Annotated in this window: 13 protein-coding genes and 1 pseudogene; 10 read left to right on the top strand and 4 right to left on the bottom strand. The window is 71.6% G+C overall.

Translation table 11 applies throughout. From position 1 onward, the window contains the following. Positions 1 to 42 precede the first annotated feature (42 nt). Positions 43 to 3,576, top strand: a complete 3,534-nt coding sequence (gene dnaE, locus MCBG_RS08425) for a DNA polymerase III subunit alpha (RefSeq protein WP_043324990.1) — start codon at positions 43 to 45, stop codon at positions 3,574 to 3,576. Positions 3,577 to 3,600: 24 nt separating this feature from the next. Here dnaE and MCBG_RS35105 read toward each other — a convergent pair whose 3' ends face one another. Next, positions 3,601 to 4,551, bottom strand: coding sequence for a golvesin C-terminal-like domain-containing protein (locus MCBG_RS35105; protein ID WP_369799359.1), 951 nt, complete (start codon positions 4,549 to 4,551; stop codon positions 3,601 to 3,603). Positions 4,552 to 5,305: 754 nt separating this feature from the next. On the opposite strand from MCBG_RS35105, the gene MCBG_RS08415 reads away from it, so the two are divergent. Beyond that, positions 5,306 to 6,214 (top strand): DUF2268 domain-containing protein, encoded by a 909-nt coding sequence (locus MCBG_RS08415; RefSeq protein WP_223201134.1) that lies wholly within the window; start codon positions 5,306 to 5,308, stop codon positions 6,212 to 6,214. Between the two features lie 290 nt (positions 6,215 to 6,504). Further along, positions 6,505 to 7,791 carry an IS256 family transposase gene (locus tag MCBG_RS08410; protein WP_043324987.1) on the top strand — a complete coding sequence of 429 codons (1,287 nt, stop codon included), beginning with the start codon at positions 6,505 to 6,507 and terminating at the stop codon, positions 7,789 to 7,791. Between the two features lie 66 nt (positions 7,792 to 7,857). Here MCBG_RS08410 and MCBG_RS08405 read toward each other — a convergent pair whose 3' ends face one another. Continuing rightward, positions 7,858 to 9,360: an ISL3 family transposase gene (locus MCBG_RS08405; protein ID WP_181373717.1), complete on the bottom strand. Its 1,503-nt coding sequence runs from the start codon at positions 9,358 to 9,360 to the stop codon at positions 7,858 to 7,860. 278 nt (positions 9,361 to 9,638) lie between these two features. On the opposite strand from MCBG_RS08405, the gene MCBG_RS08400 reads away from it, so the two are divergent. Next, positions 9,639 to 10,676, top strand: coding sequence for an aminotransferase class V-fold PLP-dependent enzyme (locus MCBG_RS08400; RefSeq protein WP_043324985.1), 1,038 nt, complete (start codon positions 9,639 to 9,641; stop codon positions 10,674 to 10,676). Positions 10,677 to 10,714: 38 nt separating this feature from the next. Here the strand turns inward: MCBG_RS08400 and MCBG_RS08395 are convergent, their stop codons facing one another. Then, positions 10,715 to 11,887 (bottom strand): acyl-CoA dehydrogenase family protein, encoded by a 1,173-nt coding sequence (locus MCBG_RS08395; protein WP_043324984.1) that lies wholly within the window; start codon positions 11,885 to 11,887, stop codon positions 10,715 to 10,717. Positions 11,888 to 11,974: 87 nt separating this feature from the next. On the opposite strand from MCBG_RS08395, the gene MCBG_RS08390 reads away from it, so the two are divergent. The 6 genes from MCBG_RS08390 to MCBG_RS08365 all read left to right on the top strand — a co-directional run bounded on the left by MCBG_RS08390 (position 11,975) and on the right by MCBG_RS08365 (position 18,231). Then, positions 11,975 to 12,628, top strand: coding sequence for a TetR/AcrR family transcriptional regulator (locus MCBG_RS08390; RefSeq protein WP_043324983.1), 654 nt, complete (start codon positions 11,975 to 11,977; stop codon positions 12,626 to 12,628). A 48-nt stretch (positions 12,629 to 12,676) separates the two neighbouring features. Next, positions 12,677 to 14,119: an aldehyde dehydrogenase family protein gene (locus tag MCBG_RS08385; RefSeq protein ID WP_043324982.1), complete on the top strand. Its 1,443-nt coding sequence runs from the start codon at positions 12,677 to 12,679 to the stop codon at positions 14,117 to 14,119. Between the two features lie 156 nt (positions 14,120 to 14,275). Next, the gene (locus MCBG_RS08380) at positions 14,276 to 15,187 is read left to right on the top strand and encodes a zinc-binding dehydrogenase (RefSeq protein WP_369799284.1); all 912 of its coding nucleotides are present in this window, start codon (positions 14,276 to 14,278) and stop codon (positions 15,185 to 15,187) included. Positions 15,188 to 15,276: 89 nt separating this feature from the next. After that, positions 15,277 to 15,912 (top strand): transcriptional regulator, encoded by a 636-nt coding sequence (locus MCBG_RS08375; RefSeq protein WP_223201133.1) that lies wholly within the window; start codon positions 15,277 to 15,279, stop codon positions 15,910 to 15,912. A gap of 133 nt (positions 15,913 to 16,045) precedes the next feature. Next, the gene (locus MCBG_RS08370) at positions 16,046 to 17,614 is read left to right on the top strand and encodes an MFS transporter (protein WP_043324981.1); all 1,569 of its coding nucleotides are present in this window, start codon (positions 16,046 to 16,048) and stop codon (positions 17,612 to 17,614) included. Between the two features lie 11 nt (positions 17,615 to 17,625). Beyond that, the gene (locus MCBG_RS08365) at positions 17,626 to 18,231 is read left to right on the top strand and encodes a TetR/AcrR family transcriptional regulator (protein WP_030502541.1); all 606 of its coding nucleotides are present in this window, start codon (positions 17,626 to 17,628) and stop codon (positions 18,229 to 18,231) included. Between the two features lie 24 nt (positions 18,232 to 18,255). Here MCBG_RS08365 and MCBG_RS08360 read toward each other — a convergent pair. Next, a pseudogene (locus MCBG_RS08360) lies at positions 18,256 to 18,636 on the bottom strand (PucR family transcriptional regulator); the annotation flags it as partial. Between the last annotated feature and the right edge of the window lie 189 nt (positions 18,637 to 18,825).

Raw genomic sequence — 18,825 nt, 5'->3', positions numbered from 1 at the left:
GACTCCGACGCAGCTTGATCCACAACCCGGGGGGCGCCACGCATGGGCGATTCGTTCGCGCATCTGCACGTACACACCGAGTACTCGATGCTCGACGGGGCGGCCCGGCTCAAGGACCTCTTCGCCGAGGCGGCGCGGCTCGGCATGCCGGCGGTGGCGATCACCGACCACGGCAACATGCACGGCGCGAACGACTTCTACAAGCAGGCCATGGACGCCGGGGTCAAGCCCATCCTCGGCGTCGAGGCGTACGTCGCGCCGGAGTCGCGCTTCCACAAGGCGCGGGTCAAGTGGGGGCGCCCCGAGCAGAAGAGCGACGACGTCTCCGGCAACGGCGCGATCACCCACATGACCATGTGGGCGGCCAACCGCGACGGCCTGCACAACCTGTTCAAGCTCAACTCCCGCGCCTCCATGGAGGGCCACTACGTGAAGTGGCCCCGGATGGACATGGAGCTGATCGCCGAGCACGCCCAGGGCATCATGGCCACCACCGGCTGCCCGTCCGGCGCGGTGCAGACCCGGCTGCGGCTGGGCCAGTTCGACGAGGCGCTCAAGGTCGCCGCCGCCTATCAGGACATCTTCGGCAAGGACAACTACTTCCTGGAGATCATGGACCACGGCCTCGACATCGAGCGCCGCGTCCGCGACGGGCTCACCGAGATCGCCCGCAAGCTCGACATCCCGCCGGTGGTCACGAACGACTCGCACTACACGCACGAGGCGCAGGCCGAGGCGCACGACGTGCTGCTCTGCGTACAGACCGGCAGCAACGTGGCCGACCCCAACCGGTTCCGGTTCGAGGGCGGCGGCTACTTCGTCAAGTCCGCCGACCAGATGCGCGCCGTCGACTCCTCCGAGCTGTGGCAGCAGGGCTGCCGCAACACGCTGCTCGTGGCCGAGAAGGTCGACCCGGCCGGCATGTTCACGTTCCACAACCTGATGCCGCGCTTCCCGATCCCCGAGGGCGAGACCGAGGAGTCCTGGTTCCGCAAGGAGACCTTCGCCGGGCTGAAGCGCCGCTTCCCCAACGGCATCCCCGAGGGCCACGTCGTCCAGGCCGAGTACGAGCTGGGCGTCATCATCCAGATGGGCTTCCCGTCGTACTTCCTCGTGGTCGCCGACTTCATCCAGTGGGCCAAGAGCCAGGGCATCGCGGTCGGCCCCGGGCGTGGCTCGGCGGCCGGCTCGCTCGTGGCGTACGCGCTCGGCATCACCGACCTCGACCCGATCCCGCACGGCCTGATCTTCGAGCGGTTCCTCAACCCCGAGCGCGTCTCCATGCCCGATGTCGACATCGACTTCGACGAGCGCCGGCGCGGTGAGGTCATCAAGTACGTGACCGACAAGTGGGGCGAGGACAAGGTCGCGCAGATCGCCACGTTCGGCACGATCAAGGCGAAGGCCGCGATCAAGGACTCGGCCCGGGTGCTCGGCTACCCGTACGCGGTCGGCGACCGGATCACCAAGGCCATGCCCCCGGCGGTGATGGGCAAGGACATCCCGCTGTCCGGCATCTTCGACCCGAAGCACCCCCGCTACGCCGAGGCGGGCGAGATCCGTGGCCTCTACGAGTCCGACCCGGACGTCAAGAAGGTCATCGAGACCGCCAAGGGCATCGAGGGCCTGATCCGGCAGACAGGTGTGCACGCCGCCGGCGTCATCATGTCCGCCGAGCCGATCATCGAGCACATCCCGCTCATGCGGCGCGACTCCGACGGCGTCATCATCACGCAGTTCGACTACCCGACCTGCGAGTCGCTCGGGCTGCTGAAGATGGACTTCCTCGGCCTGCGCAACCTGACGATCATCGACGACGCGGTGAAGAACATCCAGCTCAACCACGGCCGGGAGCTGGACCTGCTCGGCCTGCCGCTTGATGACAAGCAGGCGTACGAGCTGCTGGCCCGCGGCGACACGCTCGGCGTGTTCCAGCTCGACGGCGGGCCGATGCGCTCGCTGCTGCGGCTGATGAAGCCGGACAACTTCGAGGACATCTCCGCCGTCCTGGCGCTCTACCGGCCCGGCCCGATGGGCGTGGACTCGCACACCAACTACGCGCTGCGCAAGAACGGCCTCCAGGAGATCACCCCGATCCACCCGGAGCTGGAGGAGCCGCTGCGCGAGATCCTCGCGCCCACCTACGGCCTGATCGTCTACCAGGAGCAGGTGCAGCGCGCCGCGCAGATCCTCGCCGGCTACACGCTCGGCCAGGCCGACCTGCTGCGCCGGGCGATGGGCAAGAAGAAGAAGGAGATCCTGGACAAGGAGTTCATCCCGTTCCGGGACGGCTGCCGCGAGCGCGGCTACTCCGACGAGGCCATCCAGGCCGTGTGGGACGTGCTGGTGCCGTTCGCCGGCTACGCCTTCAACAAGGCCCACTCCGCCGCGTACGGCCTGGTCTCCTACTGGACCGCGTACCTCAAGGCGCACTACCCGGCCGAGTACATGGCCGCCCTGCTCACCTCCGTCGGTGACGACAAGGACAAGATGGCGATGTACCTGTCCGAGTGCCGCCGGATGCGCATCCAGGTGCTGCCGCCGGACGTCAACACCTCGGCCGGGCCGTTCACCCCGGTCGGCGAGGAGATCCGCTTCGGTCTCGGCGCGGTACGCAACGTCGGCGCGAACGTGGTCGCCTCGATCATGCGGTGCCGCGAGGAGAAGGGCGACTACGCCGACTTCTACGACTTCCTGTCCAAGGTCGACGCCGTGGTCTGCAACAAGAAGACAATCGAATCGCTGATCAAGGCCGGGGCGTTCGACGCGCTCGGCCACCCGCGCAAGGGCCTGCTCGCAGTGCACGCCGACGCCATCGACGCGTACGCCGACGTCAAGCGCAAGGAGGCGGTCGGCCAGTACGACCTGTTCGGCGCCGGCTTCGGCGAGTCCGAGACCGGCGGCACCACCACCGTCATGCCGGTCATCGGCGAGGGGGAGTGGGACAAGCGCGACAAGCTCGCGTTCGAGCGCGAGATGCTCGGCCTGTACGTCTCCGACCACCCGCTGTTCGGTCTGGAACACGTGCTCGGCGCGGCGGCGGACACCACCATCGCCGCGCTGTCGGAGGAGGGCACGGTGCCCGACGGCGCGGTGGTCACCCTGGCCGGCATCCTCTCCGGCGTGCAGCGCCGGGTCACCAAGCAGGGCCGGGCGTGGGCGTCGGCCACCCTCGAAGACCTCGCCGGCGGCGTGGAGACGCTGTTCTTCCCGAACACGTACGAGGTGATCGGCCAGTACATCGCCGAGGACGCGATCGTGGTGGTCAAGGGCCGGGTCGACCGGCGCGACGACACCCCGCGCATCATGGCGATGGACATGTCCATGCCGGACGTCACCAGCAACCCGGCGAACAAGCCGGTCACGCTCACCATCCCGGTGCACCGCTGCACGCCGCCGCTGGTGGAACGGCTCAAGGAGACGCTCGTGCTGCACCCCGGCGACACCGAGGTGCACGTCAAGCTGCTCAACGGCGGCAAGGTCACCACGCTGCGCCTCGGCCCGTTCCGGGTCGCGCCGACCACTGCGTTGATGGGTGACCTGAAGAGCGTGCTCGGCCCGGCCAACGTGAGCTGACCGGGCCGAGCGGGGACGTGCCGGCTAGACGCGGGTGACGCGGATGGCGTCGGCGATCACGTACCCGGTGCTGCCGGACCACCTGCTGACACCGACCTTGTTGGCGTCACCGGCGGCCAGGGTGAAGGTGCCCAGTGACCGCCACGCACCGCCGTTGGCGCTCTGGTTCACCGCTACCGTCTGGTTGCCGCTCGTCGTCGCGACGATGTACGGCGTGGAGGTGTTGTAGCCCGCGACGGCCGGATACCAGACCTCCACCCGGTAGGTGGCCGTCGCCGGGATGTTCACCTTGTACCAGGCGGTGTCGCTGGCCGCGACGGGGTTGGCGTACCGGTAGTCGGCGCCGTAGCGCTGCGCCGAGTACGTCGAGGTGCCCCAGTTGGCGCTCGCGGTGAACCGGCCGGCGGTGGTGTTGTCCACGATCGTCGACCAGGCGGTCGGCGGGGGAGTGGTGCCGCCGGTGACGAGCTGCATGTAGTAGGTCCAGTTCCAGTTCGACCCCGGGTCGGTGTGCGTGGCGCCCGGCACCTGGTTGTGCCCGATGATGTTGGTGCGGGTCTTCGGGATGCCGTACTTGTCGCACAGGAAGCGGGTCAGCGCCGCCGACGACCGGTACATCGCGTCGGTGTACCAGGAGGCGTTGTCGACGTACCCCTCGTGCTCGATGCCGATCGACTGGGTGTTGTAGGTCCAGTTGCCGGCGTGCCAAGCGATGTCCTTGTCCCGCACCATCTGGGTCACCGCGCCGTCGGAGGAGCGGAGCAGGTAGTGCGCGCTGGTGCCGGCGGCGGCGTTCTGGAACCAGCTGATCGAGCCGGCGTAGCTGCCCTGCATGGTGTGGATGACGATGTAGTTGATCGGGTACGCCGACTCGCGGCTGGAGACCGTGTAGTTGGACGAGTTGGCCGGCACCCATGCGGCCGGGCCGTAGTCGGTGCTCAGGGTGCCGAAGTCGCCGGTGCCCAGTGGCGCCACGGCGGCGTACCGGCCCCGCTGCGGCGCGACCGGACGGCCGTCCACGCTGACCTCGCCGCCGGCGGTGGTAGCGATGAAGCCCCGGGCGAGCAGGTCGTACACGGCGTCGGCGTACAGCCGGGCGGTGGCCGCGTCCGTCGAGCCGCCGTAGCGGGCGATCGGGCCGTACCACTGGTTGACGTCGTCGCGCTGCGCCGCGGTCAGCCCGGCCTCGTCGGCGTAGGAGCGCAGCACGGCCGCCGCGCCGGCCACGTTCGCCGCGTCCCGGGTACGCAGCTCGGCCCGGTCCAGCCGGGTCCGGCGTGCGGCCTCGTCCAGCGTCCGTACCTTCGGGTTGCTGGTCAGGTGCATCACGCCGTATCCGCCGGAGGCGCTGGGCTGCCCGCCGTGACCGTCCAGGCGGGTCTCGGCGTACCCGAGCGCGGCGAGCAGGTCGCGCGGCACGTCGGAGCCGGCGGCGGCCCGGTCGAAGGCCGCGGCGAGCGGCTGCGCGTCATGCTGAGGCGCGGCGTGGGCCGGCTGGCCGGTCAGGCCGATCATGAGGATCACGGCGCCGCCGAGCAGGTGGCTCACCCGGCGCGAGGGTCTCCGAACTGTCACGTCACTCCTCGTCGACTGCATGGGGCGACTGGCTCCCGTCGCCGGTTCGCCGCACCTTATAGCGTGACGTTCGTCTATGTCGATACCTTGCGTCGAAGGGCAGTTTGATGAAGACTTCCTTCAGATGCGGAGCTGTCCCCGTACCGTCGCGGTCTTGCCCGCCGCGCCGCGGCCGGGCAGCATCGTGCGGATGCCGCCCACCGACCTGCTGCTCGTCCGTGACCTGGTGCCCGACTTCCTGGCCTGCGCCGAACGGTCCGGCCCGCCGTGGACCTCCCGCTACCTGGCCGGGCACCCGGACGTGGTCCGGGCGCTGCGCCGCGACGGCGGCTGGTCCGACGCCGCCGGCGTGGCCGCCGCCCTGGACGGGCTCCGCGACCGCGCCACCGAGCTGGCGGCACGAGCCGAGACGGTACGCGCGCTGCTGCCCGGCGGCGTCGCGGCGGTGGCGGACGCGCTGGGCTGGTCCGGCGACGGCGGGCCGGTCGAGTGCGTGGTGCTGGTCGGGCGCAACCAGGCCAACGGCTGGGCCGGTGAGCTGAACGGCAGGTACGCGCTCTTCCTCGCCGTGGAACAGCTCGGCCCGCCCGAGGATCTCGACCTGCTGGTACGGCACGAGGCCGCGCACGTGGTGCACGACCGCGGCGCCGCGATCCGCGACTGGCCCGAGTACGGGGTGGCGAACGCCCTGTTCACCGAAGGGCTCGCCACCCAGGTGACGGCGGAGCTGGACCCCGGGCGGCCGGACGAGGAGTACCTCTGGTTCGGCCGGCCCGGCCACCGGCAGTGGCTCGACGAGTGCCGCCGCCGGTGGCCGGAGATCCTGCGCCGGGTCCGCGCCGACTTCGACGCCACCGACGTCGAGCACCACGCCCCGTACTTCCTGATGCGGGACTCGCCGCTGGCCGGCGGCCTGCCCAAGCGGTGCGGCTACCTGGTCGGCCTGACCGTGGTACGACACCTGCGCCGCCACCACTCCCTGCGAGACCTGGTCACCTGGCCCCTGCCCCGGGTCCGCGAGGAGCTCACTGCCGCACTCCCCAACCTCCCCCCACCCCCCTGACCCTCCCCACCCCACCGCGTCGATCATGAAGTTGACGGCACCTGACGTCCGATTTGTCGCCGCCAACTTCATGATCGACGGGACGGGGAGTTGGTGCGTTGGTGCCCCGCCTGGCCCCGCGATCTTGCACGTTCCGCCCCTCGCCCTCGTTCCGCCGCGCGATTTTGTACATCTCGCCGCCCCCAACGCCCTCGTTCTGCCGCGATCTTGCAGCTTCGGCGGGAGTGTGGATCTAACGGTGTTTCCGGCCTGACCTGCCGGGCGTTGTGCCTGGTGAGGAGGGTGCCGTGATGACCGCGACACTGAACGACCAGACCGGACGTAGGAAGCGGCCTGAGCCGTCGGCGGAGGCGAAGGCCGCCGCCGAGCTGGTCCGGGCCGCGAAGGAACAGGGCCTGTCGTTGACCGGCCCGGACGGGCTGCTCAAGCAGTTGACCAAGACGGTCCTGGAGACCGCGCTGAACGAGGAGATGACCGATCATCTCGGCTATGAGAAGCATGAGCATGCCGGTGCCGGGTCGGGCAACGTCCGCAACGGCAGCCGGTCGAAGACGGTCCTGACCGAGGCCAGCGGACCGGTGCAGATCGACGTGCCGCGGGACAGGGCAGGCACGTTCGAGCCTCAGATCGTCCGCAAGCGGCAGCGGCGCCTGTCAGGGGTCGACGAGGTCGTTTTGTCGCCGTATGCCAAGGGTTTGACGACCGGGGAGATCAGCGCGCACTTCGCCGAGATCTACGGCGCTTCGGTCAGCAAGGAGACGATCTCGCGGATCACCGACAAGGTGATCGAGGAGATGACCGACTGGTCGCATCGCCCGTTGGATGAGATCTACGCGGCGGTGTTCATCGACGCGATCGTGGTCAAGGTGCGTGACGGGCAGGTGGCGAACCGGCCGTTCTACGCCGCGATCGGGGTCACCCTCGATGGCGAGAAGGATGTCCTCGGCTTGTGGGCCGGCTCGGGTGGTGAGGGCGCGAAGTTCTGGATGAGCGTGCTGACCGACCTGCGCAACCGCGGCGTGAAGGACGTGTTCTTCCTCGTCTGCGACGGTCTGAAAGGGCTGCCGGAGGTCGTCACGAACGTGTGGCCCCGGACCGTGGTGCAGACCTGCGTCATCCACCTGATCCGTAACACGTTCCGGCTCACCTCGCGCAAATACTGGGACGAGATCAAGCGGGAAATCAAGCCGATCTACACCGCCGTCAACGCTCAAGTGGCCAGGGCGGCGTTCGATGACCTGGCCGAGAAGTGGGGCGGCCGGTATCCGGCGGTGATCCGACTGTGGGACAACGCCTGGGCCGAGTTCATCCCGTTCCTCGACTACGACCTGGAGATCCGCACCGTCATCTGTTCCACGAACGCGATCGAGTCGTTGAACGCCCGCTACCGGCGGGCGGTCAAGGCCCGCGGCCACTTCCCGAACGAGCTGGCCGCGTTGAAGTGTCTGTACCTGGTGACCCGATCGTTGGACCCCACCGGCACAGGCAGAACCCGATGGACGATGCGCTGGAAACCCGCCCTGAACGCCTTCGCCATCACCTTCAGCGACCGCTTCCCAGCCGCTGAAACCTACTAACCAAGATCGCCGGAAACACCGTTAGCGAGGCTCTGTCTCACATTCGGTGGTGACGGAGGGTGCTGGTTAGCCGAGCAGGATTCGGTGTCGCAGAAGGTTGAACCCGGCGCGTCCGTACATCTGTCGCTTGATCAGCTTGGTTTTGGTGTTGACGCCTTCGGTGCCGCCGTTGTGGAACGGATGGGTCAGGGCGGCGTTGACGGCGTCGCGGTCCAGGCCGAGGCCGCGGGTGAACGTGTGCAGGTGGGGTAGGTCGGTGGCTTTGACCTTGGTGATCCACGCGTCGAGGTGGTCGTCGTTGTCGGCTGTGGGTGTGAGGAGCGCGGCGAAGGAGCCGATGAAGCCGGCCAGCGCGGTCATCTGTGGACAGGCGCTGGTGAGGGCGTCGACGAGCGTGCGCTGGTGTCCTTTGAGCTGGTCAGGGTCGGTTAGGAGGTAGCGGGTCAACCGCCTGGGAGACAGAGCTGGGCGGTCGGCTTCGACCCGGCCTTGGGTGATGTAGCGGTAGAGCAGGTTGAGGCTGCCGGTGTAGCCCAGTTCCCTGATCTCGGCGAGGAGTTGGGTGGCGCCGACGGCGGGGTCTTGTTCCCGGCGGCGGCGCAGGTGCTCGCGATAGGGGTCGACGAGGGTGGGCCGGTACTGCGGTGCGCGGACCAGGCGTTCAGGTTGGCTGATGCGGGCGTAGCGTTTGACGGTGTTGAGGCCGAGGTTGAGCCGGCGGGCGCATTCCAGTAGGCCGACGCCCTTGTCGAGCAGGTCGTGGACCTGCTGCCACCGCTGCCGGGTGGTCACCGCCCGTTTACCGTCCTGCGGCGGCAGGCCGGTGGCCCAGCATGAGCTGTGCGCGGTGACCTCCTTGCGGACGGCCCCGGCGAGGTTGTGCCACAGATGCCAGCGGTCGGCGACCTGCAGCGCGTCGGGTAGGGCGCGGCGGACTGCTTCGGCGTAGGCGCCGGAGGAGTCCCGGCACACCACCTCGACACCGGGATGCTCACGCAACCACGTCTCCAACGTATGGGCCTTGCGGTCGGGCAGCACATCGATGCGCTCGCGGGTGACCGCGTCGATCAGGACGGTGGCGTAACGCTGACCTCGCCGCAACGCGAAATCGTCCACCCCGAGCACCCGAGGCACCCGCCGCTCGGGCAACGGCAGGCGCAGCAGCGCCCGCAGGGCGGTATGCCGGGACACGACCACCGCCAGCGCCGACAACATCCGCGCCCCGGCACGGCCGGCCAACTGCCGCACCACCGCACCGAGCTGGGAAATCAGCCGGCAAGTACGTCGCTGGTAGCGGTGCAGAACCCCGGGAAGCTGCTCCCGGAACGTTCGACGACAGCCCTGGGACGGACACACCAGACGACGTACCCGCACCCGCACCACCACCGGCCGGGCATCGACCGGCACGTCCGCGAGGGTCCGCTGGTGATACCCGTGCACCCGGCCCGTCATGGCCGCACAGCCCGGACAGGCCACCGGCCCTGCGGGAGTCCGAGCCCGCACCAGGATCCGTCCACCTTCGTCCGTCACGTCATCGATCACCAGCGGCAGCAGCCCTGAGAACACCATCTTCGTAAGATCACCGATCTTGCACACATGACCTCAACGACATCGACTACCTTCGGTCACCACCGAATGTGAGACAGAGCCGTTAGCGAGACAGGCCCGCTTCGGCCCCACCGAGGGCCTGTTTGCCCCGATTCGCCGGGGCCGAAAGTGCAAGATCGCCGGGGTCGGGCGGGCCGCGCGGGGGCGGGGGCGGGGGCGGGCGGGGTGGGCGGGGCGGGGGCCACGGGGGTGGGATTGGTGGTGTCGGGGGTGGGGTGGGGGTGGTTAGCGTCGGGGGCATGGAGCTGGAGCAGGCACGGAAGTTGTGGCAGCCGGAACCGGGCTGGTTGAACACCGCCACCTACGGGCTGCCGCCCGAGCCGGTGTGGGACGCCGTGCAGCGGGTGCTCGCCGACTGGCGGGGCGGACGGGTGTCGTTCGAGGTGTGGGACGAGTCGGTGGACCGGTCCCGGGCCGCGTTCGCCCGGCTGTCCGGCGTGGACGCCGCCGACGTGAGCATCGGTTCCGCCGTGTCTCAGCTGGTCGCGCCGATCGCGGCGAGCCTGCCGGAGGGTGCGACTGTGGTGGTGCCCGAGAGCGAGTTCACCTCGATCCTGTTCCCCTGGCTCGTCCAGCAGGAGCGCGGGGTGCGGGTCCGCGCCGTGCCGCTGGCCGGCCTGGTCGACGCGATCGACGCCGGCACCGACCTGGTGGCGTTCAGCGTGGTGCAGTCCGCCGACGGCGTCGTGGCTCCGTACGACGAGATCGTCGCGGCGGCCCGGGCGCACGGCGCCGTCGTGGTGGTCGACGCCACGCAGGCGTGCGGGTGGCTGCCGTTCGCCGCGGACCGGGCGGACGCGGTGGTGGTCGGGGCGTACAAGTGGTTGATGGCGCCGCGCGGCGCGGCCTTCGCCTACCTGGCGCCGGAGCTGCGCGAGCGGATTCGCCCGGACGCGGCCGGGTGGTTCGCGGGCAAGGACCCGCACGCCTCCTACTACGGACTGCCGCTGCGCCTGGCCGACGACGCCCGGCGCTTCGACATCTCCCCGTCCTGGCTGTGCTACGTCGGGGCCGCGCCCGCGCTGGAGCTGCTCGCCGACCTCGATCCGGAGGAGGTGCGCGCGTACGACGTGGGGCTGGCCAACCGGTTCCTGACCGGGCTGGGCCGCCCGCCCGGCGACAGCGCGATCGTCTCCGTGGACGTGCCGGACGCGCAGGAACGGCTGGCCCGCGCCGGGGTGCGCGCGGCGGTACGGGCGGGCCGGGTCCGCGCCTCGTTCCACCTCTACACGACCGAGGAGGACGTGGACCGGGCGGTCGAGGCGTTGACCGGCTGACGGCTCCGCCCGGCGACCGCCCAGGCCGCTCAGGCCGCTCAGGCCAGGTGGCCGCCGATCTTCGTGTAGCCGCGCAGCAGGTCCCGGGAGATGATCAGCCGCTGCATCTCGTCGGTGCCCTCGAAGATCCGGTAGAGCCGGACCTGCCGGTACCAGCGTTCGATCGGCAGCTCGCGGGTGTAGCCCATGCCGCCGTGGATCTGCAGCGCCCGGTCCACCACCCGGTTGACCATGCCGGCGCCGTAGAGCTTGCCCATCGAGGAGGCGTGCCGGGGGTCGAGGCCCTGGTCGACCGTCCAGGCCGAGCGCAGGATCAGCCAGCGGGCCGCCTCCAGCTCGGTCTCCGAGTCGGCGATCATCCACTGGATGGCCTGGTTGGTGGCGATCGGCGCGCCGAACGTCTCCCGCGTGTTGGCGTGGTCGATCGCCATCTGGAGGACTCGTTCGGCGATGCCGACGGCGTGCGACGGGATGGTGTAGCGGCCCTTGCCGATCCACTCCATGCCGAGCGTGAAGCCCTGCCCGATCTCGCCGAGGATGTTGCGGTGCGGCACCCGTACGCCGTCGAAGATCAGCGAGGCCGGGCCGCCCTCGCCCATGGTCTGGATGAACTCCGAGCGCCAGCCCATCGCGCGGTCCACCAGGAAGGCGGTGGCGCCGCCGCGGCGGGCGCCCTTCTCCGGGTCGGTCACCGCGACCACGATGGCGAAGTCGGCGTCGTTGCCGTTGGTGATGAACGTCTTCTCGCCGTCGAGGATCCAGTCGTCGCCGTCGCGGCGGGCGCGCAGCTTGATGTTCGCCGCGTCGGAGCCCGCGCCGGGCTCGGTGATGGCGAAGCAGGAGATCCGTTCCCCCTCGATGGTGGGGATGAGGAACTCGCGCTTCTGCTCCTCGGTGGCGTGGAACAGGATGTTGTCGGCTTCGCCGCCGAACCGGAACGGCACGAAGGTGCGGCCCAGCTCGGTCCAGATCAGCGACTGCATGACCGCCGGCAGCGCCATGCCGCCGTACTCCTCCGGGGTGGCCAGCCCCCAGAAGCCGAACTTCTTCGCCTTGAGCTGCAGTTCGCGCAGCTCGGAGCGGTCGAGGCCGGGCTGGTGGGCGCGCTCGCGGCGCAGCACCTCCGCCTCCAGCGGCATCACCTCGCGGGTGACGAACGTGCGAACGGTGTCCCGGATCGCGCGTTCCTCGTCGGACAGTGCGAAGTCCACGGTTCCCCCTCAGGTCGACTGGCTATAAACTAGCGCTGGAAGTTTTCCCGCGTCCAGACCCGATGTCGAAAGGAGGATGATGATCAGGTGCCCCGACCCCGACAGGCCCTGCTCACCCGCGACCGGATCGTCGAGACCGCGCTGGCGCTGATCGACGCCGACGGGCTGGACGCGCTTTCCACCCGGCGGCTCGCCGCCGCGCTGGGCGTACGCGGCCCCTCGCTCTACAACCACTTCGCCACCAAGGAGGAGATCCTCGACGCGGTGGCCGACGGCGTCGCGGCGACCGTGGACATCGGCGTCTTCGACGAGTACGAGTGGCTCGACGCGCTCGGCCGCTGGGCGCGCTCGTACCGGGCCGCGCTGGCCGCGCACCCGAACATCGTGCCGTACCTGGCGCAGGGGCCGGGCCGCCGTCCGGCCGCGCTCGCCATGGCCGACGCGGTCTACGGCGCGCTGGTCCGGGCCGGCTGGCCGCCCGCGCGGGCCACCCACATCGGCGCCGCGATGCGCTACTTCGTGGCCGGGTCCGCGCTCGGCTCGTTCGCCCGCGGCTTCGTCGAGGACCCCTCGCTCTACGCCGCGCACCCGCACCTCAACCAGGCGCACCGCCTCGCCGGCCACCAGCGCAGCGTGGACGAGGGGGCGTTCGCGCTCGGCCTGGACGCGCTGCTGCACGGCCTCGCCGCCGAGTACGCGGCCACCGTCGCCCCGCTGGAACGGGTCGGCGGTCCGGAGTAGCGTCCAAACTCCCACCGCTAGTTTTCACCGCCGCCCCCGAAGGACGCCATGGATCTCGCCGCCGCCCCGCCCGCCCTGCTGACGCGCCGCCACCTGCACATCTCCGGTGACTGGGCCGACCCGTCGTCGGACGACACCGTCCCGGTGGAGAACCCGGCCACCGCGAGCATCATCGGCGAGGTGCCGGCCGGTACGCCGGCCGACGTGGACCGCGCGGTCGCCGCCGCCCGCGCCGCGTTCCCCGGCTGGGCCGCAACCGCCCCCGAGCAGCGGGCCGCGCACCTGGACCGGCTGCACACCGCGCTCGCCGCGCGCGCCGACGAGATCGCCCGCACCGTGGCCACCGAGCTGGGCACCCCGCTCAAGCTCGCCACCCGCGTCCAGGCCGGGCTGCCGCTCAAAGTGCTGCGGAGCATGGTCGACCTGGCCGCCCGCCCGGCCGCCGAGCACACGGTCGGCAACTCGCTCGTCGTCCGCGAGCCGGTCGGCGTGGTCGGCGCGATCACCCCGTGGAACTACCCGCTGCACCAGGTGGTCGCGAAGGTCGCGCCCGCGCTCGCCGCCGGGTGCACAGTGGTGCTCAAGCCCAGCGAGCTGACGCCGCTCACCGCGTACCTGCTGTTCGACGCGATCACCGACGCCGGCCTGCCGCCCGGCGTGGTGAACCTGGTGCCCGGCACCGGCCCGGTGGTCGGCGAGGCGCTGGCCGTGCACCCCGACGTCGACCTGGTCTCGTTCACCGGCTCCACCGCCACCGGCCGGCGCATCGCCCACCTGGCCGCCGAGCGGATCGCCCGGGTGTCGCTGGAACTCGGCGGCAAGTCCGCGAACATCGTCCTGGCCGACGCCGACCTGCCCACCGCGGTCAAGGTCGGCGTCGGCAACGCGCTGCTCAACTCCGGGCAGACCTGCACCGCCTGGACCCGGATGCTCGTACACCGCGACCGCTACGACGAGGCCCTGGACCTGGTCGCGGCGGCGGTGGCCGGCTACCGGCTCGGCGACCCCTTCGACCCGGCCACCCGGCTGGGCCCGCTCGCCTCCGCCGCGCAGGCCCGGCGGGTACGCGACCACGTGGACCGGGCGCTCGCCGACGGCGCCCGGCTCGTCGCCGGCGGACCGGACGCGCCGCTGCCGCCGCAGGGGCACTTCGTCGCGCCCACCGTCTTCGCCGACGTGCACCCGGACAGCGCGCTCGCCCAGGAGGAGGTGTTCGGCCCGGTGCTCGCGGTGATCCCGTTCGCTGACACCGACGAGGCGGTCGCCATCGCCAACAACTCCCGGTACGGGCTGGCCGGCGCGGTCTGGTCCGCCGACCCCGACGCGGCGCTGGCGGTGGCCCGGCGGATGCGTACCGGTCAGGTGGACGTCAACGGCGGCGCGTTCAACCCGCTCGCCCCGTTCGGCGGCTACAAGCAGTCCGGCCTGGGCCGGGAACTGGGCGCGTACGGCGTGGAGGAGTTCACCGAGCTGAAGGCGATCCAGCGGTGAGGGCGCTGGTGGTACGCGGCCGGGGCGAGACCCGGCGGTGAGGAAGGTACGCCTGCCCGCCCCCCCCGGGCGAGCTGCGGGTACGCATCCGCGCCGCCGGCATCTGCACTCCGACCTGGCCATGGTGGACGCACGCTGGCGCCCGCGTACCCGCTGGTGCTGGGCCATGAGGCGACCGGCGTGGTGGCCGAGGCCGGGCCGGACACAACGATCGCGGTCGGCAAACCCGTGGTGCTCAACTGGGCGCCGGCCTGCCGGGACTGCTGGCACTGCCGGCACGGTGAGCCGTGGCTCTGCGCGGCCAATCCCAACCCGTCGACACCCCGGGGTGAGACGGCCGCCGGTGAGCCCCTCGCGGTCACGCTCGGGCTCGGCGCGCTCGCCGAGGAGGTGGTGGTGCCGCAGCGCGCCGCCGTACCGGTGCCGGCCGGGCTGCCGCCGGAGCAGGCCGCGGTGCTGGGCTGCGCGGTGCTCACCGGCGTCGGCGCGGTCCGCAACACCGCGCGGGTCGCGCCCGGCGAGTCGGTAGCGGTGATCGGGCTCGGCGGGGTGGGCCTGGCCGTGCTGACCGCCGCGCGGCGGGCCGGCGCGTCGCCGATCCTCGCCGTGGACGTGGTGGAGGCGAAGCGGGACCTGGCGCTCGCGGCCGGGGCCACCGACTTCCTGCGCTCCGACGACACGCTGGGCAAGCAGATCCGGGCGCGCACCGACGGGCGCGGCGTGGACCACGCCTTCGAGTGCGTCGGCCGGTCCGCCACCATCCGCGCCGCCTGGCGGGCGACGCGGCGCGGGGGAGCGGTCACCGTGGTCGGCATGGGCGGCAAGGACGACATGCTCAGCCTCTCCGCGCTGGACATCTTCCACTCCGCCCGCACGCTGCGCTCCTCGGTGTACGGCTCGACCGACCCGGACCGGGAGGTGCCGGAGCTGGCCGCCGCGCTCGCCGCCGGTGATCTCGACCTCGGCCCGCTGGTGAGCGGCACGGTGCCGCTGGCGGAGGCGCCCGAGGCACTCTCGCGGCTGTCCCGTGGCGAGGGCGCCCGCTGGGTGGTGACCTTCCCGGACTGACCGGCGGCGGCCGGATCCGCCGTCGGCGCATCCGGATCGGCCGGTGCGAGCGAACCCCTGGGTAGGAGAGCTACCCGGGGGTACGTCCGTTGCTGACCGAGAACATGCCGGCCGGGGCCGCCGAGACGGCCCGCAAACGGCTGACCGCCGCCGCCGAGGACCTGGACGACAACCAGGTCGCCGGGCTGCTGCTCGACCTGGCCGCCGAGGCCGGCGTGGTGCCCGCCTGGGAACAGGTCTGCCTGCCGCTGCTCGGCTCGCTGCGCGGCGACAGCGCCGCCGAGATCGCGATGGAGCACGCCCTCTCCGAGGGGCTGCGGGTCGGGCTGGACGTGTTCGGCCGCGAGCCGACCCGGCCGCTGCCCGCCCAGGGTGTGCTGCTGGCCGGCGCCGAGCACGAGACGCACTGCCTCGGGCTGCACGCGCTCGCCGCGGCGCTGCGCGAGCGCGGGCGCGGCGCGCTGCACCTCGGCCCGGCCCTGCCCTGGTCGGCGCTGGCCAGCGCGGCGGCGCGGGTCCGTCCGCGGGTGGTGGTGGTCTGGTCGCAGACCCCGGTGACCGGCCGCGCGTACCGCCTGGTCCGGCTGCGGCGGGACCTGCCGGGGGTGCGGGTGCTCGCCGCCGGCCCGGGTTGGATCGAGCCGTTCCCGCCCACCTCGGCCGTGCCGCAGCGCCTCACCACGCTCGGCGAGGCCACGCTGGCCTGCCTGCGTAGCGCCGCCTGACGCCGAGAAGTGACCTGGCACACATTCGATACGAACCGGTTCCGTATCGAAATCCTCGCGCCTACGCTCGTCACCGTTACGAGTCTGGCCCGTATCGTATTTCGACGCGGGGGAGCCGGGGGGAGAACCTGCAGTGGAACCACACGGGAACACCGGACACCCGAGGAGGTGGGCGATCCTCGGGGTGCTGGTGATCAGCCTCCTCGTGGTCGTCCTCGACAACACCATCCTCAACGTCGCGCTGCGCACCCTCGCCGACCCGGTGCACGGCCTCGGCGCCACCCAGGGCGAGCTGGAATGGGCGATCAACTCCTACACGCTCGTCTTCGCCGGGCTGCTGTTCACCTTCGGCGTGCTCGGTGACCGGCTCGGCCGCCGCCGCTTCCTGATCCTGGGCCTGGCGCTGTTCGGGCTGGCCTCGCTGCTGTCCGCGTACGCGCAGGACCCGGCCCAGCTCATCGCGGCCCGCGCGCTCATGGGCGTCGGCGGCGCGGCCATCATGCCGGTGACGCTCTCGATCATCTCCAACGTCTTCGACCCGCGCGAGCGGGCCAAGGCGATCGGCGTCTGGGCCGGCGCGGTCGGCCTCGGCGTGGCGATCGGCCCGGTGCTCGGCGGCGCGCTGCTGGAGCGCTTCTGGTGGGGCTCGGTCTTCCTGATCAACGTGCCGGTGGTGGCGCTCGGCGTGGTGCTGGTCGCGGCCCTGGTGCCGGAGTCCCGCGACCCGAAGCCCGGCCGGGTCGACGTGCCCGGAGTGCTGCTGTCGGTGGTCGGCCTGGTCGCGCTCACGTACGGCATCATCGACGGCGGCGAGCACGGCTTCGACCGGCCGCAGGTGTGGGTAGCGGTGCTGGGCGGTCTCGCGGTGCTCGGCTGGTTCATCGCCCACGAGCTGCGCAGCGACCACCCGTCGCTGGACGTACGGCTGTTCCGGGTGCCCCGCTTCGCCGCCCCGGTGGCGCTGGTCGGGCTGGTCTTCTTCGCCGCCATGGGCGTGATGTTCTTCGGCGCGTTCTACCTGCAGCTGGTCCGCGGCTACAGCCCGCTGGAGAGCGGCCTGCTGTTCCTGCCGTTCGCGGTGGCCCAGCTGATCTTCGCCCCGCGCAGCGCGGCGATGGTCCGCCGCTACGGCGGCCGGTCGGTGGCGGCGGTCGGACTGCTGCTCACCGCCACCGCGCTGGGCGCGTTCGTCTTCATCGACGCGGACACCCCGATCTGGATCTTCTCGGCGCTCGGCTTCCTCCAGGGCGCCGGCATGGCCAACATCATGCCCCCGGCCACCGAGTCGATCATGTCGTCGCTGCCCCGGGAGAAGGCCGGTGTCGGTTCGGCGGTCAGCAACACCGTGCGGCAGGTCGCCGGCGCGCTCGGCGTGGCGGTGCTCGGCTCGGTGCTCTCCGCCGTCTACCGCGACCAGGTCGCCCCGGCGGTGGCCGCCCTGCCCGCGCCGGTACGCGACGCGGCCCGCGAGTCGGTCTCCGGGGCGTACGCGGTCGCCGACCGGCTCGGCCCGGCCGCGCCGCGACTCATCGACGCGGCGAACGACTCCTTCGTCTCGGCCATGCACTGGGCCGCCGGAGTCTCGGCGGTGGTGGCCGCGCTCGGCCTCGTCATCGTGCTGCGCTGGATGCCCGGCCGGCCGGTCGCCGCCGCCGGTGGTGCGACCCCCGCCACGGACCGGGAGCTGGCCGGGGCCGCGTAGGTTCGTGGACAATGTCTGACATGACTTCCACGGCGGATGCTCCGCGGTCGCCCGGACGACCGCGGAGCACCCGCGCGGACGAGGCGATCGTGGACGCCACACTCGACCTGCTGGCCGAGGGCAACAGCGTCGAGTCGCTGAGCATCGAGGCGATCGCGGCCCGCGCCGGAGTCGGCAAGGCCACCATCTACCGCCGCTGGCCGGGTAAGGACGCGCTGCTGCTGGACGCGCTGCGCACGCTCAAGGGGCCCGCGCCGCACTGCGCCGGCCGTTCCGTCCGCGACGACCTGGTGCTGCTCGTCGGCGCCGTCGGCCAGCACGCCGACCCCCGGGCCCGCAAGATCATGCCGTGCCTGGTGCCCGAGGTGAACCGCAGCTCGGCCCACCGGCAGGCGTACGAGGCGATCGTCGAGCCGCGCCGCGAGGCGTTGCGCGAGGTGCTGCGCCGCGCGATCGAGCGCGGCGAACTCCGCGCCGACATCGACATCGAGGTGACCATGGCGCTGCTCACCGCGCCGATGCTCACCCAGCGGATGCTGCACTGGCACGCCGGGGACGAGCGGGTGGTGCCCGAGCGGATCGTGGACACCGTCCTGGACGGCCTGCGCGTCCGCTGAGACCGGGTCGCAGTGCCCGGCCGCTCAGCGAGTGGGCGTGCGCAGCCGGTGCAGGCGCAGCGCGAGCTGCACCTCCAGCGCCCGATCCGGGCGCTGCCAGTCCGCGCCGAGCAGCTGCCCGACCCGTTCCAGCCGCTGGGTGACCGTGTTCACGTGCACGTGCAGCTGCTCGGCGGCCCGGGCCAGGCTGCCGCCCACCCCGAAGTACGCCTCCAGCGTCTTCACCAGCGCCGTGCCCCGCCGGGCGTCGTAGTCCACCACCGGACCCACTGTCGCGGTGAGGAATCCGGCCACGTCCCGGTCCCCGGCGTCGCCCACCGCGCCCAGCAGCAGCCCGACGAAGCCCAGCTCGGCGGTGCTCGCCCCCTGCCCGGCCCGCCCCAGCGCGCCCAGCGCGGACAGGCAGGCGTCGCCACGCCGGGCAGCACTTCACCCGGCGTGCTGGTGGGACGGGTTTCGGTCGGCTCCGGCCCGGTCTCCGGGGCGGTGGGTGTGGTCGGCACGGCGACGGCTCCGAGGGGTGTATTCGCGCGGGATATGGCAAAGGTGAGGATCCGCGGGACGTAGTCAGTCAAGAGTACGAGGGGAAGCGGA

The organism is Micromonospora sp. M42 (assembly GCF_000568915.1).
Lineage (GTDB): Bacteria > Actinomycetota > Actinomycetes > Mycobacteriales > Micromonosporaceae > Micromonospora > Micromonospora chalcea.
Note: the sequence above shows the minus strand (reverse complement) of the source record. Positions and strands in the feature narration are given on the sequence as shown.

Bases quoted from the DNA above. Each gene is read 5' to 3' on its own strand.
- dnaE (WP_043324990.1), top strand. From the start codon at position 43: ATGGGCGATTCGTTCGCGCATCTGCACGTACACACCGAGTACTCGATG.
- MCBG_RS08410 (WP_043324987.1), top strand. From the start codon at position 6,505: ATGACCGCGACACTGAACGACCAGACCGGACGTAGGAAGCGGCCTGAG.
- MCBG_RS08405 (WP_181373717.1), bottom strand. From the start codon at position 9,360: ATGGTGTTCTCAGGGCTGCTGCCGCTGGTGATCGATGACGTGACGGAC.
- MCBG_RS08400 (WP_043324985.1), top strand. From the start codon at position 9,639: ATGGAGCTGGAGCAGGCACGGAAGTTGTGGCAGCCGGAACCGGGCTGG.
- MCBG_RS08385 (WP_043324982.1), top strand. From the start codon at position 12,677: ATGGATCTCGCCGCCGCCCCGCCCGCCCTGCTGACGCGCCGCCACCTG.
- MCBG_RS08365 (WP_030502541.1), top strand. From the start codon at position 17,626: ATGTCTGACATGACTTCCACGGCGGATGCTCCGCGGTCGCCCGGACGA.